Below are 23,408 nucleotides of genomic sequence, written 5' to 3'. Positions count from 1 at the left end.
ATAAAAAGCTCAATCCAGGGTTTGATTGTTGGAACTGGAGTCATTGACTTACTCCTTTTGACAGAAACTCAAAAAGACTTACACCGGTAATGAAACCAGCAACAAATGTAATTGGCATATTGCGCCTCCTTATCGCTTTAAAAGAAATACAGGCCTTTAAGGGGCTCTGCATAGCGATGATGTAGGTATGAAAATTGTTCGAAAAAGTTTTTTATTAAAATAACCCATCCGATATCTAAATATAAATAGATGGCGGAGGATAGCCTTCCGAAACCTGTTTATTCGGTAGCCGAAAGCCCTTTACTGGTTTGAGGACGAATTGAAGAACTGAGTAGTCGAAAAGGTAGAAGCAAGATAAACTAGAAATTCAATGGTTCTAGACAAACCTTTAGGTTTATTGTCTCATAGAGCTTGTTTAGATAAGGGAGTTATCAAGTTGAACAATCCAGAAACACATCGAAAACTAATCACTAATATTTTGTCAGACAGCACTCTTCATAAACATCAAATCGATGCTGCACAAAAAACCTTTTCTGCTTTTGATGGTGACCATATACGAGCAGTTGTAACTACTGCCGAAATGCAGGCAGGTAAATCAGGTATAGCGCTTGCGCTTTGTTGTTTTCAAAGATTAAGCCTTGCTGACACCGACATTTGCGATCGTAAACAACTGAAAGATACTCTTTATCTCGTCACAATGCCTGATACGGCTCTAAGAGACCAGGCTGAAGACGATCTGAAATTAGCAAAGAATGTTGTAGTAAGTAATTTTGTTAATTTTGAAAAAGCGCTTGAAAACGACTTTAAGGGTAACCCTCCAAAGTTGATTATTATCGATGAGTGCCACTACGGCTCTAACATAACTGGTATTCGCTATAGCAGAATTTTCGATTATCTTGAGAAAGAAAACGATAGCTGCAAAGTTGTTTTTATATCTGCTACCCCATTCGGGGCTCTCTACGGAGCTGAAACCGAATATGAAGAGGCTATAGAGATAAGCTCGGCAGCAGAAAAAGAACACGATGAAGAATTACTCGAAGAGTTTCGCGAAGCCGCTGATAAAGCCCTAAAGGATTCTATACTTCGTCGTGACTTCGGAACGCGCCTGGTTTTCCATAAAACCAGCGATGAATATTATGGCGTAAGAAAAATGCTTAAAAATGGGCGCCTAATCAACTTGGATGATGAGTGTAGAAACTTCTTGGTCGAATCAAATCAACGCTCAAAATTTATGGAACAATTTAAGCGGTATGAAGGCATGGGGTGGTCTCTCATTCGAGTACCTGCGGGAACCGCAATGGATGCAAAACAGTTCTTAATCTCTCAGGGAATTGATGTGCACAACATATTTATTTTGGGTAACTCACTCTCTGGTGTTCCCGAAGATCAATTATCAACCATAGATAGATTCAAAAAAGACTTTGAAGATGCGCAGCTATTTGGGGATAAACTTGTTGCAATAACGGTTGCAGGCTGTCGCGCAGGTATTAACTTCGGTGCGATGATGAAAAATAATCTTATATCAACATGGGATAGCACGGTTGCCAGTGTTGCTGCAGTGGTCCAGGCTAACGTCGGTCGAGCATGTGGTTATCACGGCAACTACACTTCACTGCACTTCACCAATGGTAATGCAGCTGAAGCTTATGGAGCTACATTAGATTATCTAGAGCGAACATGCTCAGATCATGCAGCATCTGATTTTGATGGATTAAAAGAGTTTTTCGAAGATATTTGCCAGGAATATCACGTAAATGGATTAGATGTCGGTATAACCATCAAATATAAAAGACGCCGTCCTATTGGCGATGTGGAGACTTATTCAACCGATGGATACATCGCTGTTCCGGGTAAGTTATTAGAGCCAGACCTTGACTTTACTGAGTATACCAGCGACAAAACATTGCTATCCGCTATTTCTATTTTACGTGAAGAGTTCACTAAGAATGGTGCCCCTTCTGTAAAGGGAAACAGAGCATTGAGAGGTAAAAAGAAAAACTGGATAAAGGCTCAATGGGTTAATGGTGACAGCTACGATAACCCAGAAAAAGCAGGTATTGACGGGCCACAGAAAGAAAGAACTATCATGCTGACTAACAAAATGGACAATGGAGAGTATGTAGAATTTAATCGCGTGGTAGCGCCTGGTTCAGGTGAATTGACTGAAGACAAATTAGTCACTGCAACGGTGTTTAGCGTCTACAATATCTCTCGCCGAAAAGTTATTAAAACTATAATGACAGAGCATGATGTTTGGGACATGTGCGACCATTTTGGGATACCAAGGGACGATACAATGTTCGTCTTATACAAACGTGGTGAATATAACACCGAACGAAGTTTAGCGAAAAAAGCACATAATGAATTACCAGAAGATACTGGAACACTAAGTGATGAATCTCAGTTTTCAGCGGTTTAAAAAATGAGTTTTAACGCAGAACAACACCGGTTGATTATTGATGAAATCTTAGATGCCAATACATTTAATCATCAAAGAAGCGCCGCGTCTAAAGCACATGCTAAATTTGCAGGTGGTAGTCGAGCTGTCGTAATTGCGGCAGAAATGCAGTCTGGAAAATCAGGTATTGCGTTGGCTTTAGCGTGTTATCAACGTAAATCACTTTCTGATATTGAGATTGTTAACAGAAAGCTCTTAAAAGATACGCTCTACTTAGTGACGATGGCGGATGTGGCGCTCCAGAACCAAGCAAAAACAGATCTAGAGGCTGCTAAAAACGTCGTCATCAGCAATTTCACCAACTACGAATTAGCATTAAAAGCTTATTTTAAGCATCAATCGCCTAAACTTATCATTATCGATGAGTGTCACTTTGGCTCAGGAAACGAAAGTGTCCGATACGATCGAATTTTCAATTACCTGGAAAAGGAAAATCAAGACTGTAAAGTTGCATTTGTATCTGCAACTCCCTTCAGCGCGTTATATGCTGCGGGTGAAAGTTCTATTCTTCGCCATAATTTCCATACATCATTAGTTTTTCATAAAAAGAGTGCTGAGTACCATGGAATCCGGCAAATGCACCACAACAATCAGATTGTGAAATTGGATGAAAATCACAGGGATTTTTGTGAAGAATCACTTTTACGCAATCGATTCATTAGACAATTTCAAGAACATGAAGGGTTCGGCTGGTCATTAGTGAGAGTCCCAAGCAGTCTAGCAAAAGTCGCAAGGGATTTACTCGTAGATAAGGGAATAGACGAAGCACAAATACATGTTATAGGTCAAAAGTTAAGCGGGTTAGAGGAGCACGAAGTTTGTTCACTTGACGACTTCAAGCATGAATTTGAGACTGCCAACCTTTTCGATGACAAGCTGATAGCCATAACTGTAGCAGGATTTCGAGCAGGCGTTAATTTTGGACAAGATATGAAAGATACGCTTATAAGTACCTGGGATAGTACCATTGCAAATATTGCCGCTGTAGTTCAGGCTAATATTGGTAGAGCTTGTGGTTATCACCATAACAAAACGGCTAAACACTATACCAATTTAGATGCTGTCAGGGCGTATAGTGAATTACTCGATCACCTTGAATCTAGAGACGAAGGTAATGATTTTTCAGGTTTACAGGAGGTCTTTGAAAAAATCTGCACAAGATACGATGTTAAAGGCTTTGATAGAGGAACAACCATCGCCAATGAACCTAACCATTATGTTTCTAGAAAGCTAGATGATAGCCAGACTTATCTTACCTCTAATTTTATCGTTGTACCTGGAAAATTAGATGTACCTGATTTTGATTACTCGGCATGGACTGTTGAAAAAGACGTTTTGGAAGCTATTGCGCTTATAAGGGAAGAATTACTACATGATGGTGGCCCTTATCGGAAAAAAGGGAGAGCATTAAGAGGAGCACACCAAAATTGGATCAAAGCTCAATGGGTGAATGGTGCTACCTATGATGATGGTACTGCTAGTTGCGCTAAATCAAGGGCCCTATATTTCACATCAAAATTACGTCAGGGTGAGCCTGTTCAATTTAACGAAATTGTAAATCCGGGGGGCGGTGAAAAAACAGAGGATAAACGCGTTATGGCTAGTATATTCAGCACGTTTAACCTATCTGGTCAAATGAATGCATTCAAACGAGCAATGGATATGGATGACATGGATGAGATTAGTCAGTTACTCAATGTAGAATTAGATAACACCGTAATACTGTTGTATGTACGCGGTGACTATTCAGAAGTCCTAAGCCAAGAAAAACAAAGCGTTAGTCTAGAAAGAACGAGAATTAAAAATAATTCGGTATTTTAAAGCGCGTACATTTAAAGCCTCACTTGTTTACTGAGCTCAGTAAAGGCCGTGTTCTACCACACGGCCTTTATACGCTTTTTCGTTAGATTTTCGTCAATAGTAGTTCAGGTGTCAAGCATTCTTGAATTGAAAGGCCACCATGATTGTAGTGGTCGCCTTTCACGAATGCTGATATACCTGGGGCAAGAGCTACAGATACCGAAGGGTTCCAATACCAAGGCATAACCATGCCATCGTGTTGAACATTATCTTTTAAAATAGCACACCGACGCTGGCGGTTTTTACCTAAAGATTTGTGTAATTCACCTTTAGGAAGCCCATCAGGAACCCAGAGCCAGCCGTGGTCTGTCACTATTTTTATATTCATCCACCCTGCATCAAACAGGCTTACAACTCTTGCAACCACATCATCTAAGATTTGATCTATAAACAAAGGCATTTTTCTTTGTTGTTCATGCCCCATATGATCTAAATCACCGGTCTGAACCCATGCAAACCCTTTAGGGTCACCTGTTTCTAAACCATCAAGGTATTGCCAACCTTTTTCATCAAGCAATCGTTTTAAATGATGGCTACTAAATGAAGATTTATTCAAACTAACGGACGGAATGAAATCATCATTCTCTTCAATACCTGTAAGCATGTTAGCTACTGGCGTTACCGCAGCTTTTGCTGTTGCTGTTAGCGAAGGAATGGCTGACCATTTAGAATTTAATTCTGATGTTACACCTTTATCATTTAACTTTTCTTCTAATATTTTTGCCGTATCAAATCTCAATCCATCAACAAAAAATACTACCTGCCCACCGACACTGTAGTTTGCAGTGCTCTCTTTAACTTGGTTTTTATTACCAGGGTAACCATGTTGCTCCACTAATTGCTGAAAGCGTAATGTCGTTTGCTCTAACCAGGGCGAATAAATTATACCTAAAAGCTTAGCTACAACTTCTTGCTGATGAATATCCTTAGCTAAATACATCGCCTTAATAACACATTGATCAGCCTGCCAAAAACGTTCTTGATAATGACTTGCCATCATCTCTGGCGTAGTGCCTGAATACACAATTTCAGTATGCTCAATAGCACGAGTTACATATTCAAGAATTTGTAACCAACCGCAATGCCCAAGGTTATACCAGATCCAATCTTTTCGGCCTTTTTGCTCTGTCCAAAGCGCCACTAACTCCTGGCTAATAGTGTCACGAGGCTTTTCATCAACAGCAAAAAAATACGACTCAATAGCCGCTTCGTCTTTAATGTTTTCTGAAAAGTAATTTTCTGGATTAACAACCGCTAAGCCATCTGCTTCAACGGTTTTAAGTTTTTCTACCAACAATGGTAAGTTGCCAGCGGTATCTTCAAATCGCTGCCAAACTGCTTGCCACTCTCCTTCTGCAGCACATAAAAGTTTTAAAGCCGCAGGTATACTTTTTTCATCAGGAGTAAAAGAAAATTGTGATTGGCATGACTGTAGAAAAATATCCCATTTAGAGTCTTGCCATTGAGAGCGCTTCTCGCTTGGATCATTTAACCAACCTAAAATATCTTTTGTTGGGTCATCCAACACCAAAGAAATGAAATCTTCAGATTCTAACTTTTTCCCTTTCAGATTGGCATCAGGTGTTTCTAGCAGATCAGGTAATACATTCAATATCGCCTGCTGGGTACTCTTATCTTTGGCAAGGTCAAGTTCAATACCCACTTTAGGGTTTGTCAGAAAAGAAGAAACTGTCCAGTCCCTACCAGCCGTATTATAAGCCCACCAACATCCTCTATATTGAAGTTCAGCTAACGGCTTTAAAAAGTCTGGACAAGATTCAATTGCCCTTAGTTCCTTTCTACCTACTCCAGGTAAATAAATAATAGGCGTTTTATCTTCAGGCAAAATACAGTCATCTAGTTTTCCTGCAATAGCACACTTCACCCAAATTGCTGGGCCAATCCTTTCTTCAGGTTTATAGTCTCCGAGTTCAATTAACTCTGGCAAATGCTGTTTGATAAACGGCATAGCAGACTGCCACTGCTTATCAATGTCTGTCCACAATATAGCTGCAGGAGCGACTTGTACTGATTTATTATAGGTTGCAGAATTTCTAAGCTGCTCAATTAAGTAATTAATAATTAACATTGAGATCCCAATGCTTTTTACAAAGCTCTACTAATTCTTGTTGGCGACGCTGTAATACGTCAGGTGTCCACACCGGTTCTTTAAGTACTTGAGTGGTTAGTACGTAAGATGAAACACCACTTTTCCCACCAAAGTAAGCGTTTTTCTTTCTTTCAAATTCAAAGTTAGATGCTTGTGAGTTTCTGCGTTGTGTTAAGGGTACTAAATTTGCCAATCGATGCGTCCAAGCCTTTCTTTCTTCAACATCTGGCCAATTAGCTTCCCACTCACTGCCTTCTTCAACTGTTTGAGGTAAAACATGTTCAATAGTCAGTACTGAGTGGTTATATCTAGCGGCACCATCAGTTAAGAAAGAGTCTGTACGAAGAATAAGGTAATTACGTCTCCGAGCTGTCAACAAATACACGTTGCCATTAATTGCATTTATAAAGTCTTCTATTTCACTCTTCCTTAATTCAACGGAATCAATCGCTGAATTGTTTAAGTGTTGTATCTCTTGTATCACTTCAGCATAGCGCTCAATTCTTTGATTAATATTTGCTGCACATACATGTAATTTAGCGGCTAATCGCTCTAGCTTTGCAATAAAATCAATTACAGCGTCACTATCTGAGCCATACTTGGCAATATAACTAATCGCCACAGGTAACCAGTCAGAGTTATCTATCCTGTTTAACCAATATAAAGTCTGGTTAATATCTCCAGCATTATTACTTGATTGGTAAATACAATCTCTGGCAATTAAATAAGCGTCAGCAAAAGGAGTGATAACTTCATTAATTAATACTTCCGGATCTGGCGTTTGGGATAATACATGCTCTCTAAACTCTTCGAGCAATGCTCGTTTAGATTTGCTTCTCGCATAAATCATTCGAATATAGGTTAAAAGATCATTTAACCCTTCTCTGCCTGTTTCTACTTCAATTTCTTCCCATTTATCATTAAATTGATCACGTTTTTGCTCAGCAATCTTTCCAATGGCGTCAGCTTTTATTAAATCAGAAGGGAGTAGGTCTAAACCTCGATTATTCAATACGGAAAACACTCGAAAGGCTGATTGCTGGCTTGGAGATGTTACGGCAACCAGAAAGCAACGAGTCATTAGAAATACGCCAAAATCAATTAATGAATCTTCTGAATTGAAGCTTTTACTAAGCTTATTCTGCAACAATAACGCATTACTGCGTATATTGACTTGAGACTCATTAGCTAGCGTTGCTTCATCAAGCTCTGTAAGGCTTTCAAATTTAAGAGCTTGTACAGTATTTACAAAAAACTCTCTATCTCGTTGGCGTAGCGCTAAGCGAGGTTTTGAAGGTATTCCCTGAAATTTTTTTCCTGGCTCTTGAATATATGAAAAGCATTCACTGCGTGCTTCGTCATCTTCAATTAGAGATGTCAGTGCGGCTATTAGAATTGTTAAAGTAGTCAGACGTTGCTGACCATCAATAACTTGTGAATGAGGCTTATTCTCCTCCTTCACTAAAACAATGCTTCCTAAAAAGTAGCTTTCATCTTCTTCATGGCGGTAGAAATCAAACAGGTCATCGAATAACTCTCCCGCCTGTTCTGTTGTCCATGCATATGGGCGTTGATAAGGCGGAATTTCATAGTCAAAGTCTGAACTAAAGATCTTTGAAAGAGCGTACTCTGCACCTGTGATATTTTTGGACATCCGTTTATTCCTTAGCTTCTTTTGCCGCTCGTTTAACCGCCAACGATAAATGATGTTCGTTAATACGATCGCCTTGTTTACCGCCGTATTCTAGGCCTAAGTTAAACCATGGGGCTGATTCGACGTCTGTGCCTCGGTCTTTTTTCCAATGAATATTCGGTTTTGCTCGTAAAACACCAGCGCCTTTTTTACCAACGTCTTTGGAAAGCATAAATGGACGGATATTCAATCGAACACCATCATTTAGATCTGGGTTCCAGCCTATAGGTTGCTCTTCAAGTGACTTCCAGCGAACAAAAATATCTAATCCTTCTTCACCTTCTAATATCGCTTCTAGTTGTATTTTTAAATTTTCCGCTGCAGTTAAACGGATATCGGCACCGTCAGAACCTTCGACTAGTTGACGTTTTTGATTACTTATCCAATCATCTAGATAAGTATAAATAAGGCGCTCTAAGCCTTTATGATCGAGCTGGTGGTAGTTAACTAAAGCCGAGAAGCCATCTTTTAAACCATCCCAAATGTGCCAAATAAACGGACGGTGTTGGAAAAGTTTGCAATGTTGTTCAAAGAATTTATCGCGCAACCAACTCTCTAAATCTTTGGCTTTAACCGTTTTAAGTAAGCTAGTTTCGACCGAGCTATCCCAAGCATCGCCATAAGCTTTTAACAACATGGCTTCTAACCGTTTGGCTGCAGACTTCTCACCACGGACGGCAGGGATACAAACAATACCGTCATCATCAACTAAATCTGCAAAGTCAGCATTCTTCTTCATCACTTCGCGCATTTCAGGCGCAAGTTCCATTTCAGGATCAAGCTCAGCAGGCCATTGATAACTAAGTAAACGAGCAACAGTCACTTGAAGAACAGTGTCATCCTGGCGTAATTTATCTGCTGAGGTAGTTCTAGATTCTTCACCCCAAATAACTGATGCGCATGGATGACCGTGAAAGATCAATTGAGTTGAATCATTTGAATATGGTAGAGGAAGTCCATTGGGGTATTTATCAGCTGCAACTTTTTTCCAGGCATTTAAATCACAAGGAATTTCAACAAAGCTCTGATCGGTAATCTTAAGTTGTTGATTTCTGAGTCTGACCTCTGTAGTAAACTCTCCACTTGCACAAAAACACCATAGTGCGGGAATTAAGCTCGGATCATTTGGAATAAGAACTGAAACATTATTGTCAAACAGTTCGCCCCCATAGAGAGTAACTGGTAAAGCTCCTGTAGCACTAACTATTACGCCTTTTTTACCCCAAGCTTTTTCACCTCTTAGCCAAGAATAAATTCCCCCTTCCCCTAGTCTTTCCTTTAAAAATGAAAGAAACTGGCCATTGCCTTTTTCCCAAAGAAATATATTACTTCCACCTCCATAATGAGAAGTTTGTTTAGTTGATGTGGACTGACGTGCCCAAGCTTGATCGTGAAAGGAGCATTCCCAATAAGTTCTGCCGAAGCGAGGATAATCACCAGAGCAAATTCCCAGGTTACTAGTTGCATTGTTTGATAGTTCTTCAATATCACTTTGGCTTTCAAAATTAATTTTACTTCCGGAGCTTTCAATTAATACTTTATGCTCTACCTTAAAAATTTGAGTCTGTCTTAAGCTATTAGCCTTGTCACTTGCCGTTTTATCAATACTGACATCAACCCCTACAAGATTGGACTCAGTCTCGGAAGAAGACTTATCAATAGCAGTCAATATGACATTTACTACTTCACCACTAATTGTATCAAATGCTCTGGTTCCTAACCTTGCCAAAAATTTAATTGTATTCTTCGTCAACAATTCTTCTCGTTGTTTTCGAAAGCTAGATAAGAATAACCAATTTTGTGGTGTAACTAATTGGCTATGACCTGAATCAGTCAAAAGTTTTAGTATTCTATCAATAAAGATGTTCGCCAAATCTGCTTTTGAGTTTGGATAAAATTCATTTGAAAAATCTTTTAGTTCATCATCAAACTTATTGTTTGCTAAATAAGGAACGTTGGTGAGCACCCATTGATATTTATTAGATAAAAGATCTGCGGCAATAGCTAGCCCTTTCGCTGCAGCTTTGGCTTCACTACTAGCCTCATTTCTTTTTAAAAAAGAATTTTCCAATAACATCCAAGGTGGGTTTTGGTTTTCTTCTAAAGCGTTAACAGGCTCTATTAAACTGCCTAAGGTCTGCGCTTCTTTAAATGTCATTTGCATCCATGATATTGCATCTGTTAATGCTTCGTCACCTTTTGCTAAGTCTTTCCATTCTTTTTGTGCTTCAGCAATCGACATACCTGAACAGGCTAATTGAAGTTCAGGCAATTGACGATAACCGCCAGCATTTGGATAGCGCCAGGCCTCTAAAGCTAGAGCAAAAGCAGCTAATTCAACGCAGCGTTGGTCAAGTTCTAAGCCATGAATGTTATCTCTTAATACTGCATCTATGGCTTGTTTTTCCGTTAACCCTTCTAATTCCACTCGCATCGGGACTAACATTAGGAATATAGCGACTAGGAAGTGACCTGAACCACAACAAGGATCAAGTGTTTTTAATTCTGACAAATGCTCTGGCCATTTTTCAAATGTACCTGCCGCTGGCTGCCATTGCTCTGAACCCTCTTCTTTTTTAGAAAAGCGAAGGTATTCCAGAGAAACCCCTGGAATAGATGCCAACTCTCTTAGCTCCTGCTCGTTGTTAGCACGAGTCAAGTCATCTCGAGTAAGACGTTCATTAGCCCACCAAGCACCTAATGCATTATCGAGCAGAAAACTCACCATATAAGGTTCTGTAAATAACTGGGTAACAGGACTTAGCTCTTGTGCTCCAATTCTCACACCTGATTTATTTACTTCTTCTTTCTTCTTGGTTTGCCAGAATTGGTAACTCCAACCGAGGCTGTCTTGTGCTTGGTAGGTTTGTGGATCGAGCTTTGATATTAAACTTTCTAGTTCATCAACACGGTTCATTGAAAGCTTTACTTCAAACACGGGCGAGTCAGCGCGGAAGATTTGCGGCAGCATTTTTTGAGCTAAACGTCCTGCGAGTTCCCAGCCGTCTTTACAATCATCTTCCTCTTCGGCAAGCTCAAAACATTCATCTAACGTAACCGGCGTTTGAGGGTCGTACATTAACAAGTTACTTTGCTCTAAAAATCGAGCAAATAACATGCGATGCCAATGCTCGTATGCCATTTCATTAGTCAAACGCGTTACTTCTTGTTTACCGTCTGATAAGCGATCACCAAGTTGACGAGCATGGGCACGTAGTTTATTTCGCAGCACTTTTTCGTTGTCTTTTAAATAGCTTGGTGCTTGGCTATCAGCTACACCCAAACGCTGCAAGTTTTCCTTCACTGCGGCTTCTACAATGTCTCGGGCTCTAATTACTGTATCTTCAAGCTTCTTTCTCAGCGCTTTATCCAGTGGCTGTCTCATATTTCGTCTCTAACTTTTTATTATCTCTGTCGCTAACCAGCAAAAATTATGTGGCCAGTTGTTGTAAATGCCATATATTAAGACGGCATTACAGGTCCATTATCCAATTGAGTTCGGAGTTCTGACTCCACATATTTCAGCCAATCTTGTAATTCTTGTTCTGTTTTTATAATTGGCTTATTTAAACGACAGTATTGCGTTTTAGGTTGAAGCTCTGTGATCGCGTCTTTTAACACTTGGCTGAAAATTCCAGGTAATGCGGCTGTTTTGTCATTCCATTGGTTAAAGCTTATTTCGTCTAACGAATTTAGTACCTCGTCTAATTCACTCACATTGATACTTGGGATATCTGCAAGGTTGCGATTAGCTAAGAATGAATCACGTTTGGCTTCATCAAGCTGTTGCCAGTTTTCGTCATCTAATAGATCAGACATACATGCTTGATATTCTTCTTCGTAATTTGCTCTGTGAGCGGTAACACCATCTCTCAACGCATTGGTCGCTTTCTTGATTAATGGTTCAACCGGGCATGGATCGTCCAACAAACTGCGATTGGAAAGAATAGCTTCTTGCTCTTTTTCTAGGTCATTAAATACCGCTAGGCCTCTACAGTAGTCCATTGCGCTTAGCAGTTTTTGCCATAGCTTACTTCTTTGTTGGGCTTTGTCGGCGAGTCGCTTCCAATTTTCAAAATCAGCGAGTAACTGGTCCTTATGCTCAAATGCTTTTTGTAGCTGGTCGTTACCCGAGTACATTTCTAATTCAGATAACAATTTTGTACTTGGCGCTATTGGTAATGGCGCGCTACCACCCGCTAGATTAGCTAATTGCTTAGCGTTAATGATGGCTAGGGGAAGCTTTGTTACCTCCTCACCTGAGTTACACGCATCTTCCAATAAAGTAGAAATAACACCACGTACTTTAATAAGCTGTACTTTTGATAAGGTAACCTTTTCAGGTCTGAACTTAGTTTGTGTTACTGAGCTGCGATCTAAGCTTTTGGCATCTATTGCGCGTTCTTGGGTATCAGACGCTTTTAGTACCCCAGCTGCGAGCATTGCGTATAGCGCACCGTCTATTACATCATTACTCCAACCGTATGGTGCGCCTTTAAAGTTATCACGAATGTCTTTTCCTAACTTCATTGCCCCGATATAACGGTGAACTTCAGCACAAACAGGGTGCTTGTCTGCTTCACCATTGTATTCTACTTTTTCAAGTGCATTGGGATCAGCAATACGGCTTGCAGCATCATAAACTTTTGCCCAACCTCTGTTGTCTGCCATTTTAAACTTATGGAACAGGCGTTGGCAGGCTAGCTCGCCACCGTTTTGAATTTGGTCGGAAAGCGTGTCACCTTCAACTACTTGGCCACCAGCTAAGCGAACTTGAATGCCAGAGAAAATATCTTTAAGTAGATTTTTTCTGGCTCTTTCGGCTTCGTTTAAACGAGTTTCCATGGCTTGCATAGCGTCTTTACCAGCCTCAGTCGTAGCTCTGCCTCGGACTTCTAAGGTATTTTCTGCTGCTTTATATTCTACTATTGCTTTTTGTAACTCACTTCTATGGCTAGAAGGAACGTAGATATAGATGGTTGCATTGTCAGGGGCATCACCGCGAGACTGATCGTTAAACTGCTTCTCTGTAAGCTCTGGTGCCCAGGCACTAATCCTGTTTTTGGCTTCTGCTGGTAGCTCTGGTTCGAAGTAAACAGTAATAGGTCTAGGTTCTGCCACTTCACCTTGAGTAATTCTGGCTTGAGCTACTTGTTTACGGATATAACTTTGAATTTCTTTTGCGCGGAAAGACTCAAGTATTTGAGGATTCCCCATTAAGTCGCTTTCTTGACGTCTAAATTCGTCATACCACGCTTGGCTTTCAACTGTTTGTAAGCTGAACTCTCGGCCATTTTCTGAGTCACGAGCCATAATCAGATGTTCGTCTTCTAACACCGCTAACATTTTCGGTACTAGTGCACGAAGCTTATGTTTGTCGTTTTGTAAGTCTTCTAGAAGTAAATCTGATAGTGATTCGACAGTTGCATGTATGCCATACTCCATTTCAGCAGGTAATTTACTGATTAAAAGAATAAGCGCCAATAAGCGACCTTGTAATTGTTCGTCTTCATTACCACCACGTTTACGGCTAATCGTTTCATAAATGTCTTTTGAAATAACACCCGTTTGAAGTAGGTTTGTTGAAATTTGATCGTACAAGTAGTCAGCAGGTACTACATAGCCAAGCTCTTTTTCCGCTGTTGTTTTTAACGCTTCGTGAACAACGCGTAACTGATTTCGTAGCTGAGAGCCCGTTCCCGTTCTGTCTAAGGCTGGTAAAATACGCTCCCAGAACCTGCGACGAACTGGCAATAATGGGTAATCAGGTACCATCCACTTTTCATCATCTTGATTGTGCTCGATGGTACTGCCACGTAAATGGCGAGAGATTTCGCCAAGGTTGTCGTCTACTACTGTTTTGACTAATGGCTTAGCAGTTTCTTTTTTCTGTAAGATGACTTTACGAATTACAGAATCTACATCGGTATCTTCAAGTTGTACTGGAACTTGGAAACGCCCCATTAAACGCTGCAAATTGGCCATGCCTGATAATGCACTTTGACCTGTTGCTACGAATAATAGCTTTGATTTGAGTGCGCCAGCACCACTACATGTTTCAACAACTTCTTGAACATCGAAAGCTTTTTGAACATTGTCACCAATATACTGCTGAACTTCATCTAGTACGACTAGCGTTAACGGTAGCTCACCATCATTTGAAATTGCATCCACAATAGCAGTAACCATTTCAGCGTTAGTTACATCATCAACAATTTTGTATTGTGCACGAAGCATTTCTCGAACTTCTTTTATATCAGCCCCAATACCAGGGATAGATTGAAGAATGGCGTCTGCCATAATAGGTGATACATGTAAGTTCTTAAGCTCTTTAGTCCACGTATCAATGCCTTCTTTGGCTTTGGCTTTAGTTTCGACAAATGCTTTTACCTGCTCAAAAACACCTTCAGATTTTAACCACATGACAAAACGAGCTAGGTGGTATTGCTCTGGTAACCCAGCTGATTTAAATATAATACCTAGAAACGCAAGGCGTACTTTATCTCCTGCGCCAGCACCAAGCGTTCCTGATGCGGCATGGAGACCGCCATTAGATACGGATAGAGTAGTAAGTTCGTCAAAAAGAACAGTAATATCTTGAGGTAACTCTGCGGCAGAACGAGCGTGAGAGCCGTCATTAAGTGTTTGGTTTGTCCAAAGTGTGCGAAGCATTTTAGCAAGGTGAGATTTACCAGAGCCAAAAAAGCCACTGATCCAAACACCTGGTTGTTCACTATTTATTTTTAGCGCTGATAAATAGTTGGATAAGATACTATCCATACCTTTAGCGTAAGCACCATCACAGACGAATGTTCTTAATTCATATTCGAGTGTTTCAAGTGCTCCTTGAGATGTGTCGTCCTTAACTTGTGCAACACCATTGTTGGCCAATCGGCTTTCTACTGGATTATTAACAAAGATATCTTTATTTAACATTGTTATTCCTTACGTATTTGCTGAAATGGCGGTGGCGTGATAGCCCCAGCCGTCCTTTGCGTCTAATAATTGATAATTGTTTTCGTATACTTCGCCTGGGAAAAAGACGACTAGTCTTCCTGTTATTTTTTCTGCCAAGGACTCTACTAATCCCGACACCGAAGCGAAGCCAAATAATGTTCCGCAGCCTAAAAGGGCTACAACCCCATTGCTGTCTTGATTGTTTTCTACTTTAGAGATCAGGTCGGTGACCAGCTCATCGGCGAAGTCACCATATAAACCTTTAAGGTATTCAGGATCTTCAAAGTAGGTTTCTTTATAGTCTTGTTCCGCCATCCATAGTTCAAAGCTTTGCGTTAAGTCTAAAAGCATCCATAGGTGACTATGGTTAGTGCAGGCATACTCAAACTCTTGTACTCTAGCTCTTAGCTTAAGTTCATCTTCTTTGTGATAGACCAAAAAGATTGTTCGCTCATCTGCAGAAACAGCAGCAGGCCATGGAATGCTTATGTGGCTTTCGAAACTAGAGAGTAATTTTGATAAGCGGTCTGACATAGTTATACCTCTGGTAATTCAATTTGAGGAAATGTTACTTCTACCACTTCACTCGCTTGTTTGAAGTTAATCAGTCCACGCATCGATGCTCGGTGAGCCAGATCAAACAAGGTTTCTTTATCTTGAACTAGTGCGCGACACCAGAAGCTGTCAAAAAGTCTCATTCCACTTAGCCCATGGCAATGTGCAAGAAATAATGCATAAGCCACATTTACGTAACTACATTTGGGTATTTCTCTATATTTTTTCGCTTTTCCGCTTAAAAATCCTGCTTGAGTCCAGGTACCATTTATATTTTGAGAGAATGATTTTAGAGACGCTGCGCTAAACCTATCAGGATCATCTTTAGCTAAAAACGCTTCCATTGTTTCTCGCGCAAGGTGCTCGCCCGTTTCTAGATTAATGATAATTTCCGCAGACGCTCTCAGTAACGGGTCTCTAGCAAGTGAAAGTTGCAAAGCTAGAATTTCTTGAGAGTCTTCATGTAATTCCCACCAATCACGAAAAACTTTAAATAAAGGAATTGCTGGATCTAAGCCATAAAGATCATTCAAATGTCTAAAAGTTAATTTACGTGATTTTTCAGTTGGCTTATGTAATATATTGAAATTAATTACGTCGTCTTCGTAATCAGTAAGCCGAGCAGTTTCATCACGAGAAAAAAGAAGGTGCTTAAGCTCCTCTATCATCATGCTGCGCGCAGAATGAGCGCCATTTTTTCCAAACTTAAACCCCAGTTTGGTGAGTTGTTCTTGTGTGAACATGATTTATTTTAAATATCCTGGTGCTATAGATAAGTTTTGAACATCGTTTAACGTAAAACGATTTTGAAGCCAAAGCTGGTATTCTGCCCCTTTGAGTGTTCCACGCTCGGTACAGTCAACATTCCACCGTCTCAACAGATATCCTGCCATCGCCGCCCGCACTTTTATAAGCAGTTGCTTGTTTTCCATTCCGTAATCCATTTCTATCGCGGTAGGTTGTTCAACGTTTTTCGGATGCGGTACCAGTTGAAGCGCAATTAGTCGCTGCCATTCGGTATCCGCTTGGGCGTTTTCTTCCTCATTCGGCGAGTCTTTTATTGATACTTTGCTAATTCGCGTTAAAACGAAATCTCGAAATCTTCGACTATTACGATCAAAAGCACGAACGTGCCAGCGTAGGCCATTGTCTACAATTGAATGAGGAACGATTTCTATGGCATTTGAACCGCTAGAGAGTGACGTGTAGATAACTCCAACCGCTTTATTATTGAGAATGGCTTGAACAAGACGTGCAACGATGAAAATATCGGGAACGTTTAAGGTCGAAGGCGCTTCTACTGGGAAGTATATATCGCCTATAGCATCAAACCCATCGGAGATATTGTTCGCGAGCCTAGTTAAAGTGCGTTTCGCATCGTATCCAAATACTGGCTTGAAATCAGCGGTTTGAAAATAACGTTTCTCCGTGGAATCGTAAAAAATGTTGTTTGGTGCGCGCTCTTTATAAACACTAAAATCGCGAGAGGCTGCTGATAGGCCAACCTCAAATCTATTGATTAAGTCCTGACGATAAATGGAACCCTTAAATAACAGGCAAAAATCAATGTATGCGAGCCTTTGTTTTTGAGCATAGCTGATAGCGTCAAGCATAAGAATCGTGCAAATAAAACATAATTAAGTTAAGTGTGGTTTATTTTAATACGGTTGTAAAGCATTCACTTCTTTATCTACACATATTAGCCTTATTTACCTAAAAGTATTCTTAACGTTTTTCGAAATTACTGGGTAACTAAGCTGACATTTACGTTCGAGGCTTCAACAATTTTATTCGACCACCATTCCATCACCTCCCGCCTCTGCTCTAGATACTCTGCTCGATTGTATGCCCTGCGAGATGAGTTCTTGTCAACATGCGCAAGCGCCGTCTCAATCACATCAGGATCAAAGCCAGCCTCATTGAGCGTTGTGCTTGCAAGTGCTCTTAATCCATGAGCAACCAACTCGCCATGAAACCCCATTCTTTTTAACGCCACATTTGCAGTAGAGCTATTTAAATGATTTAGCGGCTCTCTGTGCCCAGGAAACACATAAGGTCGGTGTCCATTCATTTCGCGCAATGCAGTTAACAAAGTCATAACTGGCTGAGATAGCGGGATAACATGGTCACGCCCCATCTTCATTTGCTCAGCTGGAATAACCCATAAGGCCTCATCGATATTTATGTTTGACCATTTAGCACTAGCAGCCTCAATCGGCCTTGTGATCGTATGAAGTTGGAACTCTATCAGATACCTCGTATTCTTTGATATATGCGCGTTGGATAGCCTATGCATTAACTCTGGAAGCCTTTCTGGTATAATTGTCGGCATATGCTTTTTTTTCGGTGCAGGAAACAGCTTAGTAATATCTACAAAGTAGTTTGTATCGATAAGTCCAGACGCAAGGGCCACTCTCATGACTTCGTTGATGTGACGGCATAAACGCTTTACCGTTTCGTGATTACCACGAACGGATATGGGCTTAATAATATCAATGGCGTGCTTCGGCTTCAGTTGGTCAACTGGCATCTCACCTATAAATGGCAATACGTGTTTTTGCATCAATTGCCATGACTTCTTTGAGGTAGTCTCTTTAACCTCAGTCTTCTTTTTAGTAATCCACAGTTCTGCAACTACCTCAAATGTGCTCTCAAGCGCCGCCTTTTTTGTCTGCTTGATTTCGTCCCGCTGTGCTTTGGGGTCAATATCAGATGCCAGTAGCTCCCTACACTCACGTCGTCTCTTTCGAGCATTCGCCAGTGTTACTTCAGGGTATTTACCAAAACTGATGTTTTTACGCTTTTTGGTGATTGGGTGATAGTAATTGAAGATCCATGTCTTCGTCCCATTTGGTTTTATGCGCACAAACAGGCCCTCGCCGTCTGTCAACGTCGTGTCTTTGTCCGCTAACGGTTTTGCTTTTGCTATCTTGCTATCTGTAAGTGGAACAACCTGTCTTGCCATTTTAGTAACACCAATTTAGTAAAATCGCGTTGTGTTACTATAAATGTTACCAAACATGTTGGCTTTTGTTGAGCGCCTTTAGACACCGCTGGACTAATAACAGGCTCAAGATATTGATTCTACTGGATTTAAAGTACTTTATTGGATTTGGTTGGACTATGAAGTGGTGCGTCTACCCTGACTCGAACAGGGGACCTCTACCATGTCAAGGTAGCACTCTAACCAACTGAGCTATAGACGCATCTCTTGTGAGAGGCGCGTATAGTAGCGATGCTTTTTCGGTTACGCAAGTCTAAATTTACACTAAATACCAACAAAAGGGAGTGGTTTAACCACATCGAGTATTTTTTGTTCACTTACCTGTTCTAAGAAGTAATCTCCCAAGCGTTCAGACTCACTTATTACCTTTTGCCAATAATGAATGCGCTCTTTATCTGCCATTGATTTAAAATCTTTTCGATCTGGAATTTTTCCATATGGTAGAGATTTCACAAACTCGTCGCTTGGCACTAACATCACAACATTATCATAATTTTGAGCATGAGGACGCCTGTTAGGGTTTCCTTTATCAAACCACCCTGCTACAGGAGATGTAGAAAAATGAGGGTATAACGTTAATCCTCTAGCTGGCGCTAACCCCAAGTCAAAATGGTAATCAATAATGCCACCATCGCGGTAAAAATCATCTGGTGCGTCTACAACATCTCTCACGCTCTCCATTAACATTGGAATTGAACCCGACGCGAGTAATGCTTGATGTACTGTGTTATAGCCCATTTTAATTTGTTCTGTCGGTATATCGTAAGGGTCACTAATTCGCAATTTGTTTTCATTTGGAGAAAAAACCACCCTATCAAAAAAATATTTTAAATTTCTGCGGCTTAACTTATTCAACGACGCACTGAGTAATAAAGCGGCACCTTGAAACACCTTGTTATTACTCGCCATCCAGCCTTTGCATCTTGACGTAATAAAATGCACAGTAAAGGTGTCGTTATTCATTATCTCTAAAACACCGTCAGTTGGCACAACGTAAGAAACTAATTCTCGTGCTTTTTCACTCACCTCATAGCTTGACCCACGATCGGAAAATACCGTTTTCGCATATCGGCTTGAAAGCCTGTCAATTGCAGCCGCTGGATCAGCTTGTGCAAAACACGCGGCTCTGAACGCACCAGCCGATGAGCCAATGATATTCATATGCCCACAATGTCGAACAAAAAATTCACCAAATAGAGCCTTATCTAAACCAGCTAATACAAACCATTTAGGGCCACCAGATGCACCTAAAAATTGTGTAAATAAATTAGGACCAAAAGGTTCCACCTTCATTCTTTGAATAGCTTTAGGTCCAGCAAATATATTTAAAGGAGGCATCTATTATCGCTTATAATTAAACATAACCTTGTTAATACTACCTGAAAAATGAACAAGTTTGGTATTAAATAAGTACAGGTTTTAATCGTCGGTCACCATATGTACAACAAACATTATCCTTACAAAACATAATGTTAACTAGATACACATGGGGAACCCACAGTGTTATCCACAGATTCAGGGGATAACAGTGAACAAGTTAATAATGACTATTGAAAAGGTGAACAATTGATTCAGTCTGAGGACCAAATAGGCTCGAATGTACCCAGCGAATACAAGCATGAACTATTAGTATCAGCGACAATGTCAGGAAACGTCACTTCACTAACGTCATTACACAATATTCCGTTACAAACGGGAATTTGGGGTTCCGGAGTTGCGATAAAAACTCGCGGCACGGCATGCATATCGCCGTTCGATGGAACAGTTGAAAAGTTAGATATTGCTAGCCAGCGGTGGATACTTAAAAGTAAAGAAGGCTTGAGACTATGCATTCAAATTGGACCAACATCATCATCTTTGTTGGGCGAACGGCTGAGCATACATAAACGCGTAAATGATAAAATTCAGCAAGGCGACATCATATGTAATATTGACCCTGTTTTTTTACAGAAGAAATTAGGTCATTGTTATTGTGTAATGACCATTTTAAATAAGAAAGGGGTGAATGCCATTGTTTGTGAAAAGGAAAATACGAAAGTAACAGTGGAAAACACAGTAATCCGCATTTATCTTTAACGCGCTTCGATATACCATACGGGCATTGTATTTTAAGGATTGAGTTATGACTACACTGTATGGCATCAGTAACTGCGATACTATTCGTAAAGCTAAAAAATGGCTAGATGCAAATAACACTGCATTCACTTTTCATGATTATCGCAAAGATGGCATTGATTCAACATGGTTAACCCATGTCGAGAAAGAGCTGGGTTGGGAAGTTTTACTGAATAAACGAGGCACGACATTTCGACAACTTCCAGATGAAGCAAAAAACAATTTGAATGCATCAAAAGCAATTCAATTAATGCTGGATAATCCAGCCATGATCAAACGCCCTATCCTATGCCACAATGAGCAATACCTTTGTGGCTTTGCTATTTCAGCTTACGAAGAGGTACTCAATTCATAATGGATGCCGTAAAAGTTGCTCAAACGCTTATTCAAAAGCAATCCGTAACCCCAGAAGACGCTGGCTGCCAAGATCTAATGAAAGATTGGCTTGGTAATTTAGATTTTACTAATGAAACTATGATCTTTGAAGACACCACTAACTTGTGGTCTAGAAGAGGCACAGAAAACCCAGTATTTTGTTTTGCCGGTCATACTGACGTTGTACCCAGTGGTCCTGAAGAACATTGGACTCACCCTCCTTTTTCTGGATTGATAAAAGATGGGATGCTTCACGGTCGAGGCGCTGCTGATATGAAAGGCAGCTTGGCTGCAATGATGGTGGCAACAAAACGATTTGTAGAAAAGTACCCAGATCACAAAGGTAGTATCGCATTTTTAATTACCAGTGATGAAGAAGGGCCTTTTATCAACGGCACAACCCGTGTTGTTGATACCCTTGAAGCTAGAAATGAAAAAATGACTTACTGTTTAGTTGGCGAGCCTTCAAGTACTAAGCTTGTTGGCGATGTAGTTAAAAACGGTCGCCGAGGCTCTTTAACCGGTGCTGCAACGGTAAAGGGAGTTCAAGGCCATGTAGCCTACCCTCACCTAGCTAAGAACCCAATACACACAGTTGCACCTGTATTAACCGAATTATCAAAAACACAGTGGGACCAGGGCAATAGTTCGTTCCCCCCTACCAGCTTTCAAGTGTCTAATATTAATGCGGGTACAGGTGCTGGTAACGTTATTCCTGGAACTTGCGAGATTAATTTCAACTTTAGATTCTGTACAGAGGTTACTGACAAAGTCCTCATTGAACGTGTTGAAGCTATATTTGAAAAACACAATGTAGACGTGGATATCCATTGGACGTTTAACGGTCAGCCTTTTTTAACTGACAGCGGCAATTTGGTAGAAGCAACTCAACAAGCGATTAAAGACGTAACGGGTAGAGAAACCGAGCTATCAACCGCAGGTGGCACATCTGATGGTCGATTTATTGCGCCCACAGGTGCTCAGGTCATTGAGTTAGGCCCTATTAATGCAACGATACATAAAATAGACGAATGTGTTAGCACAAAGGATTTAGAAACCCTTGCGGATATCTATGAGCAAATTTTGGTGAACTTGCTGACATGATTGAAGATAACGCGCTATTTGGTATAACCGAAACCCATCTTTGCCCTGATGAATCAGGGCAGTTTTTACTAAATAGCCGTGTTTTAGAGCCATTTACCCTTTTGCAACGAGCCTGTGCGAAAGAAGGACTAAATTGCGATATTGTAAGTAGTTTTCGTAATTTAACGCGACAACTTTCAATTTGGGAACGAAAATGGACAGGGGAGCTTCCCATACGAGACTCCAGCGGCCTTGTTGTATCACCAGATTCGTTGAGTGATATCGAAAAAATCAACACTATACTTACGTGGTCAGCATTACCCGGAGCAAGCAGGCACCATTGGGGGACGGATATAGATGTTTACGATAAAGACGCTGTGACCAGAGCAAATTGGCAATTCGAGCTTATTCCTGATGAATATGTCGGTTCTGGCCCTTGTAGTTCGTTGAACCATTTTTTGAATGAAAATTTGCAAGAATACGGTTTTTATCGACCTTATGCTACGTACGAAGGGGGAATAGCTGAAGAGCCCTGGCATATTAGCTATAAGCCAGTATCACAAGAGTTCGAACAAGTTTTTACTGTCCAGCGTTATCATCGATTCTTAAAAAACTTGTCGTTTTCTGGTAAAGAATCTGTATTGGCAAACTTTGACGCTATATTTGAGCGTTTTGTGCTAAACAAAGGCAATATCAACTAAAAAACAGGAATTAATATGACCTTAGGTATTTGGCTTATTATTGCGATAGTCATCGGCGTTATTGTAGGTAACCTTTTATTGTTGAAGCAATCCGCTAAAGCAAAATTACCACCTACAAAAAGTAACAACAACGCCGCGTGGGATGAAGAAGACTAGATGTTAAATTAGTCTTCTACTTTTACCGCAGTTCCACTAATACTGACCATAAGCATGCTGCCAGTATCACCAACTACTTGATAATCTAGATCAATCCCTATAACTGCATTCGCCCCCATTCCTAAAGCTTCTTGTCTAAGTTCATTAAAAGCAATTTGACGCGCTTTTGTGAATTCTTCTTCGTAGCTTCCTGAACGACCGCCGACGATATCTCTAATTGAAGCAAATAAGTCTTTAAAAACGTTCGCTCCCATTACTGCTTCCCCAATAACTATGCCGTAATATTCGGAAATGGCTTTTCCTTCAATGGAAGGAGTTGTAGTTAAAATCATGATTATCTT

Annotated in this window: 17 protein-coding genes and 1 tRNA gene; 7 read left to right on the top strand and 11 right to left on the bottom strand. The window is 40.5% G+C overall.

Going from position 1 to position 23,408, the window contains the following annotated elements; all coding sequences use genetic code 11:
* The first annotated feature begins 370 nt into the window (after nt 1-370).
* Nucleotides 371-2,419 (top strand): DEAD/DEAH box helicase family protein, encoded by a 2,049-nt coding sequence (locus J3L16_RS04235; protein WP_242698654.1) that lies wholly within the window; start codon nt 371-373, stop codon nt 2,417-2,419.
* Between the two features lie 3 nt (nt 2,420-2,422).
* Complete coding sequence (locus J3L16_RS04230) at nt 2,423-4,279, top strand: DEAD/DEAH box helicase family protein (RefSeq protein ID WP_207611654.1); 1,857 nt, start codon at nt 2,423-2,425, stop codon at nt 4,277-4,279.
* Between the two features lie 82 nt (nt 4,280-4,361).
* Here the strand turns inward: J3L16_RS04230 and pglZ are convergent, their stop codons facing one another.
* From pglZ to J3L16_RS04180, 10 genes are all read right to left on the bottom strand, one after another.
* On the bottom strand, nt 4,362-6,407 hold the full coding sequence (gene pglZ, locus J3L16_RS04225; RefSeq protein WP_207611653.1) for a BREX-1 system phosphatase PglZ type B: 2,046 nt from the start codon (nt 6,405-6,407) through the stop codon (nt 4,362-4,364).
* Nucleotides 6,394-8,082 (bottom strand): DUF262 domain-containing protein, encoded by a 1,689-nt coding sequence (locus J3L16_RS04220; RefSeq protein WP_207611652.1) that lies wholly within the window; start codon nt 8,080-8,082, stop codon nt 6,394-6,396. Before J3L16_RS04220 ends, pglZ begins: the two co-directional genes overlap by 14 nt.
* A gap of 4 nt (nt 8,083-8,086) precedes the next feature.
* On the bottom strand, nt 8,087-11,506 hold the full coding sequence (locus J3L16_RS04215; RefSeq protein ID WP_207611651.1) for an N-6 DNA methylase: 3,420 nt from the start codon (nt 11,504-11,506) through the stop codon (nt 8,087-8,089).
* Nucleotides 11,507-11,583: 77 nt separating this feature from the next.
* On the bottom strand, nt 11,584-15,057 hold the full coding sequence (gene brxC / locus J3L16_RS04210; RefSeq protein ID WP_207611650.1) for a BREX system P-loop protein BrxC: 3,474 nt from the start codon (nt 15,055-15,057) through the stop codon (nt 11,584-11,586).
* Nucleotides 15,058-15,066: 9 nt separating this feature from the next.
* The gene (locus tag J3L16_RS04205) at nt 15,067-15,612 is read right to left on the bottom strand and encodes a DUF1788 domain-containing protein (protein WP_207611649.1); all 546 of its coding nucleotides are present in this window, start codon (nt 15,610-15,612) and stop codon (nt 15,067-15,069) included.
* 2 nt (nt 15,613-15,614) lie between these two features.
* Complete coding sequence (locus tag J3L16_RS04200) at nt 15,615-16,376, bottom strand: hypothetical protein (RefSeq protein WP_207611648.1); 762 nt, start codon at nt 16,374-16,376, stop codon at nt 15,615-15,617.
* A 3-nt stretch (nt 16,377-16,379) separates the two neighbouring features.
* Nucleotides 16,380-17,246 (bottom strand): WYL domain-containing protein, encoded by an 867-nt coding sequence (locus tag J3L16_RS04195; RefSeq protein ID WP_207611647.1) that lies wholly within the window; start codon nt 17,244-17,246, stop codon nt 16,380-16,382.
* A gap of 128 nt (nt 17,247-17,374) precedes the next feature.
* Nucleotides 17,375-18,598 (bottom strand): integrase domain-containing protein, encoded by a 1,224-nt coding sequence (locus J3L16_RS04190; RefSeq protein WP_207611646.1) that lies wholly within the window; start codon nt 18,596-18,598, stop codon nt 17,375-17,377.
* 164 nt (nt 18,599-18,762) lie between these two features.
* Nucleotides 18,763-18,839 (bottom strand) — tRNA-Val (locus tag J3L16_RS04185).
* A 62-nt stretch (nt 18,840-18,901) separates the two neighbouring features.
* Nucleotides 18,902-19,975, bottom strand: coding sequence for a patatin-like phospholipase family protein (locus tag J3L16_RS04180; protein ID WP_207611645.1), 1,074 nt, complete (start codon nt 19,973-19,975; stop codon nt 18,902-18,904).
* 228 nt (nt 19,976-20,203) lie between these two features.
* Between J3L16_RS04180 and J3L16_RS04175 the strand changes: the two genes are divergently transcribed.
* Genes J3L16_RS04175 through J3L16_RS04155 form a run of 5 tightly spaced genes read left to right on the top strand, consistent with a single transcriptional unit; the run spans nt 20,204 to nt 23,067 of the window.
* Nucleotides 20,204-20,713: a PTS glucose transporter subunit IIA gene (locus J3L16_RS04175; RefSeq protein ID WP_207611644.1), complete on the top strand. Its 510-nt coding sequence runs from the start codon at nt 20,204-20,206 to the stop codon at nt 20,711-20,713.
* A gap of 46 nt (nt 20,714-20,759) precedes the next feature.
* Nucleotides 20,760-21,107, top strand: a complete 348-nt coding sequence (locus tag J3L16_RS04170; protein WP_207611643.1) for an ArsC family reductase — start codon at nt 20,760-20,762, stop codon at nt 21,105-21,107.
* On the top strand, nt 21,107-22,231 hold the full coding sequence (gene dapE, locus J3L16_RS04165; protein ID WP_207611642.1) for a succinyl-diaminopimelate desuccinylase: 1,125 nt from the start codon (nt 21,107-21,109) through the stop codon (nt 22,229-22,231). Before J3L16_RS04170 ends, dapE begins: the two co-directional genes overlap by 1 nt.
* Nucleotides 22,228-22,911, top strand: a complete 684-nt coding sequence (locus tag J3L16_RS04160) for a M15 family metallopeptidase (RefSeq protein ID WP_207611641.1) — start codon at nt 22,228-22,230, stop codon at nt 22,909-22,911. Before dapE ends, J3L16_RS04160 begins: the two co-directional genes overlap by 4 nt.
* Nucleotides 22,912-22,926: 15 nt before the next feature.
* Nucleotides 22,927-23,067, top strand: a complete 141-nt coding sequence (locus J3L16_RS04155; RefSeq protein WP_207611640.1) for a DUF2897 family protein — start codon at nt 22,927-22,929, stop codon at nt 23,065-23,067.
* 8 nt (nt 23,068-23,075) lie between these two features.
* Here J3L16_RS04155 and J3L16_RS04150 read toward each other — a convergent pair whose 3' ends face one another.
* The gene (locus J3L16_RS04150; protein WP_207611639.1) at nt 23,076-23,399 is read right to left on the bottom strand and encodes a heavy metal-binding domain-containing protein; all 324 of its coding nucleotides are present in this window, start codon (nt 23,397-23,399) and stop codon (nt 23,076-23,078) included.
* Between the last annotated feature and the right edge of the window lie 9 nt (nt 23,400-23,408).

Source organism: Alteromonas sp. 5E99-2, assembly GCF_017368475.1.
GTDB lineage: Bacteria > Pseudomonadota > Gammaproteobacteria > Enterobacterales > Alteromonadaceae > Alteromonas_F.
Note: the sequence above shows the minus strand (reverse complement) of the source record. Positions and strands in the feature narration are given on the sequence as shown.